At 37.0% G+C, this 16,789-nt stretch carries 11 protein-coding genes; 3 read left to right on the forward strand and 8 right to left on the reverse strand.

What is annotated here, in order from left to right; all coding sequences use genetic code 11:
- Window positions 1-47 precede the first annotated feature (47 nt).
- Window positions 48-1,046: a LacI family DNA-binding transcriptional regulator gene (locus tag ALLST_RS0108275; protein ID WP_019893698.1), complete on the forward strand. Its 999-nt coding sequence runs from the start codon at window positions 48-50 to the stop codon at window positions 1,044-1,046.
- A gap of 95 nt (window positions 1,047-1,141) precedes the next feature.
- On the opposite strand, the gene ALLST_RS0108280 is transcribed toward ALLST_RS0108275, so the two are convergent.
- The 7 genes from ALLST_RS0108280 to ALLST_RS10570 all read right to left on the reverse strand — a co-directional run bounded on the left by ALLST_RS0108280 (window position 1,142) and on the right by ALLST_RS10570 (window position 10,456).
- On the reverse strand, window positions 1,142-1,966 hold the full coding sequence (locus ALLST_RS0108280; RefSeq protein ID WP_019893699.1) for a PRD domain-containing protein: 825 nt from the start codon (window positions 1,964-1,966) through the stop codon (window positions 1,142-1,144).
- A 123-nt stretch (window positions 1,967-2,089) separates the two neighbouring features.
- The gene (locus ALLST_RS0108285; RefSeq protein ID WP_019893700.1) at window positions 2,090-3,535 is read right to left on the reverse strand and encodes a family 43 glycosylhydrolase; all 1,446 of its coding nucleotides are present in this window, start codon (window positions 3,533-3,535) and stop codon (window positions 2,090-2,092) included.
- Entirely contained in the window at window positions 3,535-3,993 is a 459-nt protein-coding gene (locus tag ALLST_RS0108290) for a PTS sugar transporter subunit IIA (RefSeq protein WP_019893703.1), read from the reverse strand. The genes ALLST_RS0108285 and ALLST_RS0108290 overlap by 1 nt, the downstream gene beginning before the upstream one ends.
- A 64-nt stretch (window positions 3,994-4,057) precedes the next feature.
- A complete protein-coding gene (locus ALLST_RS0108295; RefSeq protein WP_019893705.1) occupies window positions 4,058-4,981 on the reverse strand; it encodes an alpha/beta hydrolase in 924 nt (307 codons plus the stop codon).
- 21 nt (window positions 4,982-5,002) lie between these two features.
- Window positions 5,003-7,510, reverse strand: coding sequence for a hypothetical protein (locus ALLST_RS10565; RefSeq protein ID WP_019893706.1), 2,508 nt, complete (start codon window positions 7,508-7,510; stop codon window positions 5,003-5,005).
- Between the two features lie 74 nt (window positions 7,511-7,584).
- On the reverse strand, window positions 7,585-9,009 hold the full coding sequence (locus tag ALLST_RS0108305; protein WP_019893708.1) for a PTS transporter subunit EIIC: 1,425 nt from the start codon (window positions 9,007-9,009) through the stop codon (window positions 7,585-7,587).
- A 601-nt stretch (window positions 9,010-9,610) separates the two neighbouring features.
- Window positions 9,611-10,456 (reverse strand): glycoside hydrolase family 25 protein, encoded by an 846-nt coding sequence (locus tag ALLST_RS10570; RefSeq protein WP_019893709.1) that lies wholly within the window; start codon window positions 10,454-10,456, stop codon window positions 9,611-9,613.
- Between the two features lie 291 nt (window positions 10,457-10,747).
- Between ALLST_RS10570 and ALLST_RS0108315 the strand changes: the two genes are divergently transcribed.
- Both ALLST_RS0108315 and feoB read left to right on the forward strand, forming a co-directional pair.
- On the forward strand, window positions 10,748-10,966 hold the full coding sequence (locus tag ALLST_RS0108315; RefSeq protein ID WP_019893710.1) for a FeoA family protein: 219 nt from the start codon (window positions 10,748-10,750) through the stop codon (window positions 10,964-10,966).
- A gap of 63 nt (window positions 10,967-11,029) precedes the next feature.
- Window positions 11,030-13,030 (forward strand): ferrous iron transporter B, encoded by a 2,001-nt coding sequence (gene feoB, locus ALLST_RS0108320; protein WP_019893711.1) that lies wholly within the window; start codon window positions 11,030-11,032, stop codon window positions 13,028-13,030.
- Window positions 13,031-13,465: 435 nt separating this feature from the next.
- Here feoB and ALLST_RS0108330 read toward each other — a convergent pair whose 3' ends face one another.
- The gene (locus tag ALLST_RS0108330; RefSeq protein WP_019893713.1) at window positions 13,466-16,765 is read right to left on the reverse strand and encodes a DEAD/DEAH box helicase family protein; all 3,300 of its coding nucleotides are present in this window, start codon (window positions 16,763-16,765) and stop codon (window positions 13,466-13,468) included.
- Between the last annotated feature and the right edge of the window lie 24 nt (window positions 16,766-16,789).

Here is a 16,789-nt window from a genome sequence, read left to right on the forward strand (position 1 = left end):
TTTCATGACATTAACCCACATTCATCTGAAAATAAGGAGTAATTTTCATGCGCGTCACTGCTAAACAAATTGCAAATAAACTTGGAGTTTCTGCTGCAGCGGTCTCTATGGCCTTGAATAACAAAGACGGCGTTAGCGATGTACTGCGGCATACTATAATCAATACAGCACGTGAAATGGGATATGACTTTTCGAGAATCGAAGCTAAACACAATCCATCAAAATCAATTGCTCTAGTCTTTTGTTACAAAAATTTCATTTTTGATCCGCCTTTTTTTAACGAGCTTGTCAAAAACCTGGAATTTGAACTTAAGAAATGTGGTTATAATTTGATCACCCATCGAATTCATGACGACGATAATCTTGAGTATGAAATTAAAGTGATTAATCAACTTCGTTACGCAGGAATTTTTCTTTTAGGAACCACGTTATCCTTACATGAACTAGAACCATTTTTAACCATCAAAGAGCCTATGGTTTTGTTAGATACATTTTTTTCTAGCATCGATTTGAATAGCGTGACAATCAACAATACTGCGATTGCTTTTAGTGCGACTGATTATTTGATCACAAAGCAACATTGCCAACCTGGCTATCTACAATCTTGCCAGCAGATTGTCAATTTCGAAGAACGCTCTTCTGGTTTCTATCAATGCATACGCAAACATCACTTTTCTCCCTCACAAAGCATCGTTCATTCGTTATCACCCACTATTGAAGGTGCTTATACTGATATGTTGAAATTGATCGATCAAAAAGCTCCACTTGCCTCTTGTTATTTCGCGGATAATGATGCGATTGCCATCGGAGCAATCAAAGCTTTTAAGGAACGTGGCTATCAAATCCCTGATGACATTGCGATCATAGGAATGGATAATTTACCAATTTCCTCTTTAATTGATCCTTCTTTAACGACATATCAAATTCCTAAAAACCACATGGCTTCTGTATCCGTTCAAATCTTGTTAAATCTAATACAAACCCATGACAAGAACACCACACGCGTCATGATTAATGGTCATTTGATTCGAAGGGAGTCTGCTTAGCCTTCCTTTCCCTTAAAAAAGGTAAAAGAAAACCCGAATCGACATAAAAACGCAATTATCTTGCTTTTTATGAGATTCGGGTGATGCCTTTTCAGTTACATTCCTTCACTCGCAATCATTCGATTGAGATGGATTAATAAGTAGAGCAATTCATCTTTAGAAGGTTCTACTTTTAACGCTGCTGTAATATATATTTTTAATTTATTTAATGTAGATTGAAGTCTAAGATTAGTCGCATAGACTTTATCAAACATCTTGGCATTTTCCACACTTGTTTTATTCAACGTATTGGTTCTTTTTAACAAATATTTCAAATGGGTAACAAAACGTGAATAGTTATATTCCTCACGGTCGATAATCATATTCAATTCACTTTCAATGATATCGGTAATGTCCTCAACAAAACGGTCAATTTCATTTCGTTCTGGATTTTTCACATCTTGACTCGCATTCACAAAGTGAAGGGCAATTGTCGCAGCTTCGCTTCGAGGAAGCTTTACTTCCGTTTTTTTACGAATCATATCTACAGCCCACATGCCCATTTTGTACTCTTTTTCATACATATGCGGTATTTCATGACTCATTGGGTTACTGAGAATCAGCCCCTTTTTCGTATTCTCTATCGCAAAATGAATATGATCACAAAGAGAGAACAGGAAGGAAGGTTTTACTTCCATTTTTAAATACTGTTGTCCTTTTTGTACAATCAAGCGGGTGATTTCAAGAACCTCTTCAGGAACTTCATCAAGTAATGAGACATAATGAGCAGATATGTTATAGAAAGTCTGATCAATATCTTTCAAAGCCACTTCGTGAGGCGTCTTTTCAAAACCAACACCCTTACCCATTACGATTACTTCGAATCCATTGTCATCTAAACAAACCGCAACGTTATTGTTAATATTGCGAATTGCTTTCATGTTCTTACACTCCTTCTATATTGAGATCATCTACAGGATACCGACTTGAGAAAGCGCTGTCAATGCATTATCTTAAGTTGATCAACTTAATTATTCACTATAATTTATGCTTTACTTAATTTTTTACTTAATTTTTGCCTTGAATACAATTTCAAACAAATCTAATTTGCCATCTTCTGCAGTTTCAAAATAGACTTCTGCTTTTGATTTAGAATATGGTTGATCTGCCCAGAACACAACAGGAATTGGGCTTGCTTGAATTTGAATGCTCGCAAACGGCTCGGCAGTTGGCGTGGCTTTTATGTACAATTTAGATTTTTGATTTGCTCGTACTTTCACACCGATATATGTATCCTGTTGCATTTCAAAATAACGATAACCAACTTGAGTCCCTTTAGCAAAACAAGAAACATAGCCTATTTTGTTTTCAAGGAGAATTTGAGGCCGGCTCAAATCTTTAAATTTTTCATCTTGTCTTCCAGCGCCATTCGGACCAACTAAATAACAAGTAATGTAGGCTGGATAACTTTGCGTCGTTGGAAGTGGTTTGCCATATAAGCCTTGACTCGTCATCATCGCCTGATCAAATGTTCCGTCAGGATTACGGTATAGTCTTTCTGCGACTCCTTGTCGCTGATATTGCGTATCTTTCGTATGACGATGGCCAAAAACATAAAAATCATTTCCTATTTTTTCAATAGATCCATGGTTGTTTCCATAATCGAATTGAGGTTCTTCACTAACCCCTAGATTTCCGTTGGAATGTAACACACCTTTATATTCGAAACCACGATCAGGATAGCGCGACATTGCATAGCAGAGTTCATGACCATTCGAGCTAGAATAAATCGCATAATACCAGCCATCGAATTTTCTCATTGATGAAGCCTCAAAAAACTCATGTCCTTCAAAACCAGTTCCTGGAGCATTCGATTCTCCTGGAAGTAGAGGTTTTGGATTCCCTTTAATCGTCAGCATATCTTCTTCAAGCTCAGCAACCATACTTCCCTTTGTATTTATAGCAAGTTCTTCTTTAATTCCCTCTGCTTTCATCTTCGCTTGAATCCGTTTGGCTACTTCTTGTGTAAAAGAGAATCCAGAATAGAGATAAATCTTTTCATCATCATCTTTAAAAACCCCTGGATCGAAACAATTCGTATCCCCTTCGCGATCGGACCATTCGGTTCCATCTGGATAATGTACGGTTCCGTAATATGTAAATGGTCCTTCAGGACAATCAGCGCTTGCAACAGATATATATTTAGAATCATCCAACCCATAATACAAATAATACTTACCTTTGTTTTCAACCACGTCTGGTGCGAACATTCTGCGTTTTTTTGTTTCATTGTGTGGATCATCTTTGGCATCATACGACATACCATGGCAAGTCCAATCAGACAAATCTTCTAATGGTGCCGACCATACAGTATAGTGAGCTTCACAATAATTATCCCCACCATATCGATCGTGCGAGCCGTAGATATAGAGTCGATCATTAAAAATATGCGGTTCACCATCTGGAACAAATTCCCATGATGGTAAATATGGATTATAAATTGGATTCATCACAATATTTTTTCCCCTGTTACACATTTTCTTTCATCCACTTCAATCGCTTTATCATAGCCTGCTGTCATAACGACCATTGTAATTAAATTGTAACCTGCTTCTTCCATTGCTTCTTTATCCACTTGAACCAATGGTTCGCCTGCTTTAACTTTATCTCCTTGGCTGACGAAAATTTCAAATCCTTTTCCATTCAAATTAACAGTCTCCAGGCCAATATGGACTAAACACTCCACTCCATCTTTATTTTTAATTCCCACTGCATGTCCTGTTGGAAACATCGTGACAATTCTGCCAGAAATTGGAGCACAAATTGTATTGGATGAAGGTTTAACTGCAAATCCATCTCCCATAAGTTTCATAGAAAACGTTGGATCTGGTACTTGTTCGATTGGAACTAAAGTTCCATCCACAGGACTAACCACTTTGAATTCTTCTTTTTTAAAAAAATTAAACATAAGTTTTTACCTTCCTTGTCGTTGTTCGATTGTTGGTCTCAAAAATGATTGTTCATTTTTCTTTCTATTTGTTGAAGGGTGAATCCTCGTGCGGTGCTGGAACTCCTTTAGAGCATTCTCCATACATATTTTCCGGACGATCGATATAAGGTGTTAACCATTCTTCACATAAATCAAACCATGTTTTGACATGACTGTTTATATGGGAATCTTTCCGTGCTGTTGTGCGATCAGAAAGAGCAAGTCCGTGTTCCCCTCGCTCATAAATATGCAATTCAAATGGAATGTTTTCTTTTTCCAAACCACATGCTACTTCAAGTGCTTGAGCAACCGGAACCAACTGATCTTCACCCGTGTGCCAAATAAACATCGGTGGAGTGGTCTTTTGATTAAAGTATTGAACAGGATCGAATGCTTTCACCACTTCTTCATCTGGCTGATCACTACCAAATACACGTTCATTACTCGTCAGACCATTTTCAGTTCCTCCAAATCCCTTATCTCCTGGTTTGGAAACTGGGAACTGGGTTGCGCCATAGCAGTCGATACACAAATCGACTTTTCTTTGTTCTGGGGTTGTATTTGTTGCCTCATTAAGCCATTCCTGATGCCATCTTGAAGCAGCACTTAGAGCCAAATGGCCACCCGCTGAGAATCCACAAACGATTACGTTACTCAAATCAATATATTCTTCATCGCCATGTTTTCTTAACCACGCAATCGCTTGCATTGCATCAATCAAAGCTTGATGTGGCACATTTTGTACGCGATCGTAGCTTGTATACCAAAGAACTGCCGCATGCAAGCCAATGGAATTGAATTTCAAAGCAATCGGTTCTGCTTCACGATCAGAGGTGAACGCATATCCACCACCTGGGATGACTAAGACAACTGGCCGTTTTTTGTTTATATTATATTCTTTTGAATTCCACAAAAAGTAAGTTTCTAAATACGCAGTATCGTTAAGCACAATATTTTCATGTTTCATTTGCATTATCCTCCTATTCACTTATTCAACCGCAAAAATTGCAATTTCATCTTGGATTCCTACTGGATCCAATGCGATGAATTGCGAGAACGAATCTCGTTGTGCTCTCGCTAGAGTATTGATCACATCAATTCGAATATGATTGATGCCTTGTTTTGCACTCTGAGAAAGATCAAATGTATAGGGTGGAACAATTTTCGTATCGACTTGTTGACCATTCATCCAAATATCGACAATTTCACTAACCTCTCGTAGATCGATCGCAATATTCGTCTGATCTAAATCTAGATCAAATTCATAGCGGATTGTCCCTGAAAAGTTTTGTAGAAGTTTAGACAAATCTTTCAATCCATTCTCTATTGTTAAAGTTGTAAATTCACATTCGGTATACGCTTTTGTTTTGATCTGCAGATTTTGAACTTGAACATCTATCTGATCTTTCAACTTTCCTGCTTTTTGTTCAAAATTTGTATTCTCCATCGTTGCCAATACCACCAATCCATACGGATCAACATGCAACTGGACGATTTGAATTCCTCCTTGTTGTGTTGATTGAATTGGATATATTTTATTGTTCATCGCATCATATTGAACTAAAGGTTTAATTGTTGAAATTTGAATGGTGCAATCGATCGGTTGATCTAGGCTTGTATTTTGGAATACATACAAATCTCCATCTTCTTGCACTTGATGCATAAAACTTAAATGGTAATTTGGTTGATCCAATTTAACTTCTTTATAGTTCTCAAATTCTGTTGCTAGTGTGTTTAAATCTTCTTTTTTAACTCGACGAACTAAATGCCGGTTGGTTGAAAGCCATTGTTTGATTTGAGGCGAATGTCCATCACAATCCAAAACGAGTAGCACGTCATAGTCATAGCCATTGATTGTATAGATGTTGTTTTGCACTTTTGCCTGGAACAAGTGCTGTTCGCTAATAATATCAGCGCCAATTTGATTGTTTTCTAAGACTTTAAGCACAGTATCCAACTGCATCGTTTCGCCATTCCATTCCGCATCTGCCGTATATAAAACCCCTACTTTGGCATAAGAGTAGCCCGTGCTCATTAAAGCGCATAAACGAGAGGCATATTCACTCCATTTATGGAAATACGGATATTGCGGGTTGTTTCCTTGTGCATAAAAATGAGGTGGGCAATCCCAATCCGGGAATGCTTTAGGATCAAATGCATGAGGAACAATCCAATTCACGCCATGAACGATCATGTGATCCGTAATCCATTTCATCATTTTCAAACCTTCAACCCAGCCATAAGCGCCAAAGGCTTCACACATTAAACGCTTGTTCTTTCTTGGATCCAATTTAGCGCAACTTGCTCCAAGCTTTAATAATGTGTAGTGATAAAAACTACCATTAGCTCCACCTGTCGCAAATGAAGTATGTTGATAATCCATTCCCGGCACGATTTGACCGCCAATAATATCCACACCCGCATAACTTTGACCTGATTGTGCTTTAAAGAAATGACCTGGTCCATAACCCAATCGCTGATGTGCATGATTATCTTCAATTACATGGCCGATATAATCAACATGATGTTGCGAACACCAGTTGCCAATTCGTTGGCTAAAGTGTTGCGCATATAGATCAGTCACAACATCCATATAAAGAGCTCGATTGATTCCAACTTTTTTGCCTTTTCCAAAAAACAAATCAATTAAATCTTCCCACGCAAATCCTCTATGCATCAATTCTTGTTCAACCAGGTCGTTCCATGGCAAAGGCATATCAGTTCGGCCTATGATGTTTTCATTTCCTTTTGCATTTCCAAAACGAGGCTCATCACTGAAGAATCCTTCAATTGTTTTTCCAAATTCATGCCCATAGCGCTTGAAGTGAGGTTCATAAACTTCTTGAATCAAACAATCCACTGCGTCAGGATTCATCATATCCAAATGATCTTTTGTAGCATCTTCTAATCCTGCAAATGTACGAAAGAAAATAAACAAACTCACTTCACTTGCCGAATCGACATCCAACGTCAGTAAACCATTGTCGACTTGATCCGTAACATCCATTACAGAGGTTGGATCATATGCACCAGATTTAGAAACATCATGGCGTGTCTGTAACACTTTAAATAAAGTATCATTAACATGGCGTTTATCTTTCATCATCGTTCTGCCATCGACAAAAGGCTCAATAAATACTTGAGAATGATTCATACTGACTTTGAAATCCAAGCGTCTCATAGCCAAATATTGCTTTTTATATCGATCTGGAACTTTATGGTTCGCACTTCCTGTTGGAAATGTCACATCATCTAAAATCCAAAATGTCATTCCTTTTTGTTTTGCTTGTTCTAGGATAAAATCTACAGTTTTCCACCAACCCTCGCCGACAAAATCCGGGTGAGGCCGTGATTCAATGCAAAAATGATTGATCTTTTGTTCTTGCATCTTGATCAAATAGTCTTCAAGTACTTCTTTTGATTCACCATGTTGCCAAAAGAACGGGTAAATATTGGAAGGATTTGTTTGATTCAAGTTCTGTTGGATTGATTTCACGTTATTGTCCCTTCTTTCTGAATGGAAAATAAGGTTCAAGAAAATTCTCGAACCTTATTTCTATTTAAATCGATTTAAGCTGCCGCTTTTTTGTTTCTTTTGAAAGAGATTTTTTTGCCGTCATCAACAAAACCGATAACCAAACCTACAGCTAATGCAACAACGAAAGCAACTGCACAAGCGATTGCGGCGTTAATGAAGTTAGAACCAGGTCCACCAGCGTATTGTAAAATAGTCAAGAAATTAGATGCACCTAATGTGTAAACTGCAACACCCATTAAGCCACCAACTAATCCGCCAGCAAAACCACCAACAATTTGGCAAATCATCGCTTTTTTATTGACTAATAATTCAGTGAATAATGTTGGTTCAGAAATACCACCAACGATAAGTGTAATTGCATTCCCTGCAGCCATTTCTTTTTGTTGACCTTTAGTTCGTAAGAAGAAGGCAACTGTCATTCCCATTAAAGCGTAGTTAGCGATATTTGATCCTGCCAAAACAACTGGATCAAATCCCAAAGTTGAAATATTAATTAAAGCAATTTGAATCACTGCGATATGCATTCCAGTAGCAACCATAAATGGCCAGAATGCAGCAATAAGAGCAACAGCAAGTGGGCCAGCAGCAGAATATAGCCAAGAAATTAATGAAGAAAGACCCATACCAATAATGTTACCAATTGGCGCTAATGCACAAAGCATTAATGGTACCATTACAACTAAAGTGCAGAATGGAGTACCAATAACTTTGATGCTTTTGAACATGTGTTTTTGGAAGAAACCAAATACATATTTGAAAACCCAAATTGTGATAAGCGTTGGCAAAATGCTATTTGCATAGTTGTTTAACTGCATTGGGATTAATCCAAATACTTTAAATGGTTCTCCCGTAGTTACGATATTGATAATGTTTGGATCAACAAGCAACAACCCCAGTAACAAAGCGAGAGCAATATTAGTATTTAATTTTTTTGCACATCCATAAGCCGCAAAGACTGGCATAAAGTAAAGTCCGGCATTTCCGACAATATAAAGTGTTTGCATTAAAGGATGCGTTTCCGGTAAGACATTCATTAACGATGGTCCAAGGATAGCGTAGAACATCTTAAAGAACCCTGCACCCATCATGATTGGTAACAATGGCGCAATAGATCCAGAAACATAGTCCAGCACTTTATTTGGAATTTGTTTTAACGTTAATTTTTCTTTTGGAGCATCTAAATTTTCATCGATAGCATCAGCAAGACCTACTCCAGCAACCGAGCAGAATTCTGGATATACATCAGATACATGTTGACCAATGATGATCTGAAATTGTTCTCCAGAGAATTGTGCACCTAACGCACCTTCAATTTTTTTCACCGCATCGATATCGACTAAACTTTTATCTTTTAAATTCAGGCGAAGACGAGTCATGCAATGAACAGCAGAGACAATATTGTCTTTACCACCAACGTTAGCAATGATTTGATTGCTAAACTCAGTATATTTACCCATATTTTCCTCTTTCTAATTTCCAGCCCATGTTGGGCAATTATATTTTTATTTCATTCTTTAGAACAATTTGCTTAAAAAAGTTTTTATCGTTCTCGCTGGCGCCTTGCAATCCTGGATAAAAATAAAAACCTGATCTTTGTTGAAAGCACAGTTATTCTGTCCCTTTCAACAAAAATCAGGTTAAGCCTTTTCGTTACAATCCTGTTTTATTGAATAAAATAATAAATCATTTTTAAATCTCTTCAGCAACGCTCAGAAGTAACTAACAAGCTAGCCTTCCGCATTTCATTCTTGAAGACACATTTAGAATATCTATTTACGAAAGCGTTGTCAATATCCATTTAAACAAATATTTTTGATTCTGCTTTGGCCGCAAAGTGTAAAGAGGTGACAAGTTTGTACTACCTCTCTCCACAACGCCTACATAGGAGTATGTTAAAGTTCAAGCTATTTACCAGTTCTCACTAAATCGTATTCAAGAGGATTGTTCAAACCAGGTCTATCCTCTTTTCTTTTCTCCTACCTATTCAACGTCAAAAAAATCCTAGACAATCAAGAACACCACTTCTTCATTGTTCTAGGATTCATTTTTGTTTTCTATTTATTGAGCTTGAAAATCTGTGCGCATTAAATTCAAATCCACATGATGATCATCAATTCCCGGAATTTCTCCTGTATCTGAATATTGCCAAATATCTAAATCACAATACTGCGGTGATTCAGTTTCGTATTCTGCATACCAAATTGGCCATCGTTCGGTGAGTCCCGCACTTTCATAGATCGGATACAATTGTGGATTTGCATAAAGCATCCCTTTGTATCCATTCTGTTCAATATGCTCTAAAAATCTTTGCGCTTGTAAAATGAGTTCTTCATTACTTAAATTATGACCTCGCGCCTCTGGATCTGCTGGTAATTCAAAATCATAAACAATCGGCAATTCTAAAGGCATGCCTTGTAGTTTGGATAACACATAATCTGCTTCTTCGATCACTTCTTGTTCGGTTACTGCTTGAGAAAAGAAATAGACCCCAACATCCATCCCGACGGATTTTGCGCCATTTAAATTTGCGGCAAATGTTTCATCTTCATAGATTTCACCTGTCACATACCCACGCGCACCTACACGAATAAACGCATATTCAACTTGTGCTTCTTTAACCGTTTGCCAATCAATCACTTTTTGAAATTGCGATACATCAATTCCAAAGCGCGTTAACTTAGCGAGATCTTCTGTTGAACAAGCTTTTTGATATCCTGCTTCGACAAGGGATTGTTGTTGTTGTTCTGATTGCGGAAGTTGGGCTGGTTCATGTTTCAAATCAAACACCCATCCCACTGCAGAAAACAAACCATAAAGCATAAAAACAGGGATACTCATCACCAGCAACAATCGTCCAATTTTGATATTTCTTCTTTTTTTACGTCTACGTTTAGACTTTGCCATTTAAGTTCTCCTGTCTTTTAAATTTCAAAACTTTGTTTTCGAACACAATTATGGATATTTTAGCCGATTTAAATTCAATCACAAAGTTCATCTCGCCTAAAACCTCAGACAAATCGACAAATCAAAACGAAATATAATCCCTATAGTCTTCATAATAATCAAAAGCACATCGACTCCATCTTCAACTCGAGATCTCATTTAACTTCATTATTGGTATTGACAACCCCTATTAAAAAGATGTATCATGCCTGCAGTTAGATTAGACTAACTGCTAAACTTAAAAACGAGGTGATGATTGTGAAATTAATAGATGCTATTGAAGGTCAGGAATATGTAATTCAAGATATCGAAACAGATGATGAAGAATTAGATGCTTTCCTATTTTCCTTAGGATGTTATAGTGGCGAAACAATAACAGTTGTATCCCATATCAAAAGTGGATGCGTAGTTTCTATTAAAGACGCTCGTTATACAATCGACAACCAACTTGCCGATGCAATTGTGATTTAATCACAATTATTTTTTTGGCCATTAAGTTAGTCATAACTAACAAGAGAAATGAGGAGGGGCAACATGAGAATTGCACTTACTGGCAACCCAAACTCAGGAAAAACCACAATGTACAATGCCTTAACCGGCAGTAACGAAAAAGTGGGAAACTGGGCTGGAGTCACTGTTTCAAAGAAAGAACAAAAAATTAAAAACGCTTATTGTAACAACCAAGAATTAATCGCTGTCGATTTACCTGGAGCATATTCAATGTCTCCATTCACAAGCGAAGAAAGCATCACGAGTACTTATGTCAAAAAAGAAAATCCTGATGTCATTATCAATATCGTAGATGCAACGAATTTAAGTCGAAGTCTATTTTTCACAACCCAATTATTAGAACTGGGCATCCCTATGGTTGTCGCATTAAACAAAAGTGATATCAATTCCAAGAAAGAGACAACAATCAATGTTGCAGAATTATCTAAACAATTAGGGTGTCCTGTCATTGAAACGATCTCTACGTCCAAGCAAGGTTTAAATGAGTTGATTCAAGCTGCTACAAAACAATCCACTCAAAAACAAACAGCTCCCTTTCATCAAAAAGAAATTGATTTAACGAATAAAAACGAAGTCGAAAACGCAGACCGAGAACGGTTTTCTTTTGTAAATGATATCGTCAAGAAAGTCGAACACCGAAAGATTCAAACAAAAGATAAAAACATCAACGATAAAATCGATGCGATCTTAACGAATAAATGGCTCGGTATTCCAATCTTCGCTGTTGTAATGTATCTCGTTTTTGAAATCTCTCAAGTTTGGATTGGTACTCCAATCGCTGATTGGCTAGTTGCCTATTTAGAAATGTTCCAAGCTTGGGTTGGTGACTTACTGGCCAATGCAAATCCATTATTATCCGCATTATTAGTGGACGGTATTATCGGTGGTGTAATTGCCGTTATTGGATTCTTACCTCTTGTTATGGTGATGTATTTCTTAATCGCTCTTCTTGAAGATTGCGGTTATATGTCAAGAGTTGCGGTTGTCCTCGATCCAATCTTCAAAAAAGTTGGATTATCCGGTAAATCCGTTATTCCTTTCGTCATTTCAATTGGTTGTGCTGTTCCTGGAATTATGGCCAGCCGTACCATTCGTAACGAAAGAGAACGTCGAGCGACAGCAATGTTAGCCCCATTTATGCCTTGTGGAGCAAAAATCCCTGTCATTTCCCTATTTGCCGGTGCCTTCTTCAATAATGCCGGTTGGGTAAGTACACTCATGTATTTCACTGGGATTGTTCTCATTTTCCTTGGGGCATTATTAATCAATAAGATCACAGGATATAAAGCAAGAAAATCTTTCTTTATTATCGAGCTTCCTGACTATAAAATCCCTTCTTTATGGCAAGCTTTTAAATCCATGTGTAACCGTGGATGGGCCTATATCGTAAAAGCCGCGACCATCATCTTATTGTGTAATACTGCCGTGCAAATTATGCAGACATTTACTTGGAGCTTCACCGTAGCTGAAACTGCAGATGCTTCTATTCTTGCTACAATTGCTACTCCATTCTCTTATCTCTTATTCCCAATTGTTGGCGTATTAAGCTGGCAACTTGCTGCAGCTGCAGTAACTGGATTTATCGCAAAAGAAAATGTTGTAGGGACTTTAGCCGTATGCTTTGTCGGTCTAGAAAACTTAATTGATACAGAAGAACTTGTTTTAATGCAAGGTGCTGGTCAAGAAGTTGCGGGTATTATTGCCATCACAAAAATAGCCGCATTAGCTTACTTAATGTTCAACTTATACACACCACCATGCTTTGCAGCAATCGGTGCGATGAGATCCGAAATGAAAAGCTCTAAATGGGTTTGGGGCGGAATCGGATTACAATTCGGTGTTGGATATACAGTTGCTTATTTCGTTTATACAATCGGAACCTTATTCACTGCTCCAGAAACATTAAACACAGTAGGTGCTTTAGTTGGTTTATTCATCGTTGCTATTTTTGTCATCACTATTTCCGTGTTGATTAAAAATGCGAACAAAAAAGTAAAAGAAGAATATGCTTTAACAAGCAAATAGGATTGTGACATTATGTTAGAAAATTTAATCATCATCCTGATCGTTGCCGTCATTGTTTGTTCAATTTTGTACTATTTGAACAAAGCAAAAAAGCAAGGACATAAGTGCGTTGGCTGCCCTTATGGCAAACAATGCTCTAAAAAATGTTGTTCTTCAAAACAACAATAATCCCCCAATAAACAATTCCATTTCCATAATCAAACGTTATTTCTACAAGTCAAAATTTATATCTAGTCGTCCGAAGGAGTTTTCTCCTTCGGATTTTTTGATTTCGTAATCAGAAAAATCTTGTTGTAAGTCATGTTTTACTCAGCATGTCAGGCAAGCTAATCATGCGTCATTTAAAACGACAGAAAGAAGCAGCATTAAAAAACAGCGAAGAATCCATCTAAATTCTTCGCTGCACATATTTCCTATACAATACGCTTTAAAAATTTATTCATCACCAAGGGCATTTTTGTTGATACTATTGATTACACTTTGAATGCCACTCCACAAGGTAATGTTATCGCCAAATAGCTCAACAACATTTCCTTGATCAGTAAAAGGAGAATCTTGTAAAACAGACAAATCTTTCATCATTCCGTTACGCACAATGAACTCTACAATTTGGTTTACAAAGTAGATTTGATGGCTGTTCATTTCTCTTTCATCCAAATATTTTGAGAACGCCTCTTTTGCGGCATTCATATCCAAGCCCACAATTTCGCGTACAAATTCACCTAATGGTTTTTCTCCCACTTCGGAATAATAATCTTGTTTGGTCCCGAGCTGATTCCAGATCATGTCTTCGAGTGCATCCATATCCGTTTCATCTAAAGGTTTATTTTCCTTTAGTTTCAAGATCACTGGATTATTTTCCTGATGTTCTTTGATATAGAATTCAAGCTTATCTTTATAATTTTGTAAATCATCATTTTCTAATTCCGATTCATGCCAATCGATCGATAAAATATCGTCCTCATAATCTGTTTCATAAATTCTTCCTTGCTTAGGAATATATTTGATCAAATCACGAAGACTCTTTCGAATGATTTCAAAATCATCCAGGTCACTTTCTTCTACATAATTTGTATGCAAGATTTTCTCTAGAAGTGGTGACTGCGCTTGAATTTCCGGAATATTAGCAACACTCGCAATCCCCTTCACTTTTTTTACCAAATCGGTTTTATGTCTAGAATATTTTTTCTGCATTAAATGAGCCAATTCAATTCCATACATTAATGCATCAAAACGCTCCGCATTGATCTCATCTTCATCCGGTTTAATCAATGGTGCAAGTTCATTTTTTACATCTATACAATTTTCATAAGTCAAACCATTATAGTTTTCTGGCTTCGAATATAAATCTACATATTTGATGTGTTGTCTAACATCAAACTTTTTCTGATCCAATTCTTTTACCTTGTCCACCATTTCTGCAACTAATTGTTGTCTCCATGCTTTGAGCTCTTCGGTTTGATAAGCCAAGTCTTGCAGTTTATAGGCAATTTGGAATTTCAAATCAAAGATTGCTCCCTGTAAAGCGATCGTATTCGCATAGGCTTTACCTTTATTCATTCTGAAAAATTCAAAGTTCCCACAGAAATCAAAGATATAAAACTCTTTTTTATCCTGACCATCGATCAGTCCCGGACATAAGCGCGTTCCTCTTCCGATCATTTGCCAGAATTTTGCTTTACTCATGACCTTTTTAAAGAAGACAAGATTAACGACTTCCGGAACATCAATTCCGGTATCGAGCATATCGACAGAAATTGCAATCTGTGGTAGTTTGTTTGCCTCCGAAAACTCATCAATAGCACTTTGGGCATACTTGATTTGATTGTCGATCACTTTTGCATAACCGAGCAACTCCGGATATTCTTTATTGAATACCTCCAGTATTTTCTCAGCATGCTTATGGTTCTTGGCAAAGATAATCGTCTTTCCTATTTTTTGGCCATAATTGATTTTGATCCCATAATCAAAGAGAATCTTCAATACTTTTCTAATCGTATCTTCATTAAATACCCATGTATTCAATGCAGAAGATTCGATTGATTCCGGCAGATTCCCGTTTTCATCCGTAAAGGTATTTTCATATTCTTCTTGTTCGTCTTCAGACAATTGATCCCAGGCAATACCTTGCGATATAAACTTCAAATTCGTCTCAACTGAAAGGAAATCAACTAAATATCCATCTTTTACCGCTTGGGCAAGTTCATACCCATACGTAGGATCGCCATCATTGAGTTCAAATAAAGAATATGTATTTTTATCAATTTCATCTTTAGGCGTAGCCGTCAGACCGACAATTGGCGCATCAAAATAGTTAAAAATATCTTTGTACTTGTTATAAATCGATCTGTGCGCCTCATCACAAATGATCAAATCAAAGTGACCACAAGTGAATAATTTTTTATCCTCATATTGAACATCATCAATGCATCCAATCATCGTTTGATACGTAGAAAAAACGGCAGACGCATTACAATTTGTCTTATCTTCCACTAAGTTTGTCGTCGATAAGTCGGGAAGCATATTGCCAAAACTTCTTTTTGCTTGGGTAACTAATGAATTTCGGTCCGCCAAGAATAAGATATTCTTGATCCAACCTTCTTTTAAAAGTACATCGACAAGGCCAATGACTGTTCTTGTCTTACCAGAACCCGTTGCCATAACGAGTAATGCTTTTCTTTTATTTTTTTGATCGAAAGTTTCACAAGTCGCACGAATTGCTTCTTCTTGATAGTATCGACCCGCAATATCTTTGTTGATATTGATAAAATTCAAATGAGATCGCGTTCTCATTAAATTGAAATACTTTTCCAAGTCTCTCTTTGAATAAATCGAAGACACTTTTCGTTCTGGATAATGATTATCGATAATTCTTGTCTCGAAACCATTCGTCAAGAAAATAACCGGTCTGCGCCCATATTGTTTTTCTAAAATATCGGCATATAAAGTCGCTTGTTGTCTACCTTTGGAAGGATCTGCGCATGTTCTTTTCGCTTCAACAACTGCTAACGGTTTTTGCATGTCATCATACAAAACATAATCCGCATATCCTACTCCTGATGAATTTGGCATTCCTGTCAGGCGAACTTCATTGAGCCAGTCTTTATCTTTTACCCATCCCGCATCCATCAGCAATGCATCGATAAATAATTCTCGTGTGCTATATTCAGATAAATCTAGAGGTTTTGTGACATAAGTTTCTTGTTGTTGTGCCCTACGCTTACTCAGTTCTTCTTTTAAAGATTTATTTTCTTCAATCAATGCCTTCAAATCAATTTCCGGATTTGCTTGTGGAACAGCTAGCACATCATCTTGTTCTAGAAGCATTGGATCAAATTCTCGTTCTTCATAATCGCTTCCATAACAATAGGCAATCCAGTCTGTGAAATAGAAGAGGTACTTCAGGCAGACTTCTGCGATTTTTTTAGCCTTTTCTCCACTATTATGAGCCGCATCATTTCCATAGGTACGAATGAATTCCAAACGTCTATATAAATCCCTATCAATAATGTTTCTAAATGAATCACAACTCATTAGAGTATGTAAATTGTCTTTATAAGGAAGTGTTAATTCATCATCAACGGAATACATCCACTTAATCGCTGCTTCCATCGCCCTACGACAATTCATAATGCAAGTATTGCTGTCGATCCTATATGTTTTTTCCGCAACAATCGCTATATCAATAAAACTTTTAAATTCATCTTCTTTTTTCAAGTAATCAAAGTTTGTCATAGTGCACCTCACTTTCCTTATTTA

Origin of the sequence: Allobaculum stercoricanis DSM 13633 (assembly GCF_000384195.1) — a bacterium.
Lineage (GTDB): Bacteria > Bacillota_I > Bacilli_A > Erysipelotrichales > Erysipelotrichaceae > Allobaculum > Allobaculum stercoricanis.

Coding starts and splice junctions, on each gene's coding strand:
- ALLST_RS0108275 (WP_019893698.1), top strand. CDS start 48: ATGCGCGTCACTGCTAAACAAATTGCAAATAAACTTGGAGTTTCTGCT.
- ALLST_RS0108280 (WP_019893699.1), bottom strand. CDS start 1,966: ATGAAAGCAATTCGCAATATTAACAATAACGTTGCGGTTTGTTTAGAT.
- ALLST_RS0108285 (WP_019893700.1), bottom strand. CDS start 3,535: ATGAATCCAATTTATAATCCATATTTACCATCATGGGAATTTGTTCCA.
- ALLST_RS0108290 (WP_019893703.1), bottom strand. CDS start 3,993: ATGTTTAATTTTTTTAAAAAAGAAGAATTCAAAGTGGTTAGTCCTGTG.
- ALLST_RS0108295 (WP_019893705.1), bottom strand. CDS start 4,981: ATGAAACATGAAAATATTGTGCTTAACGATACTGCGTATTTAGAAACT.
- ALLST_RS0108305 (WP_019893708.1), bottom strand. CDS start 9,009: ATGGGTAAATATACTGAGTTTAGCAATCAAATCATTGCTAACGTTGGT.
- ALLST_RS10570 (WP_019893709.1), bottom strand. CDS start 10,456: ATGGCAAAGTCTAAACGTAGACGTAAAAAAAGAAGAAATATCAAAATT.
- ALLST_RS0108315 (WP_019893710.1), top strand. CDS start 10,748: ATGATTGTGAAATTAATAGATGCTATTGAAGGTCAGGAATATGTAATT.
- feoB (WP_019893711.1), top strand. CDS start 11,030: ATGAGAATTGCACTTACTGGCAACCCAAACTCAGGAAAAACCACAATG.
- ALLST_RS0108330 (WP_019893713.1), bottom strand. CDS start 16,765: ATGACAAACTTTGATTACTTGAAAAAAGAAGATGAATTTAAAAGTTTT.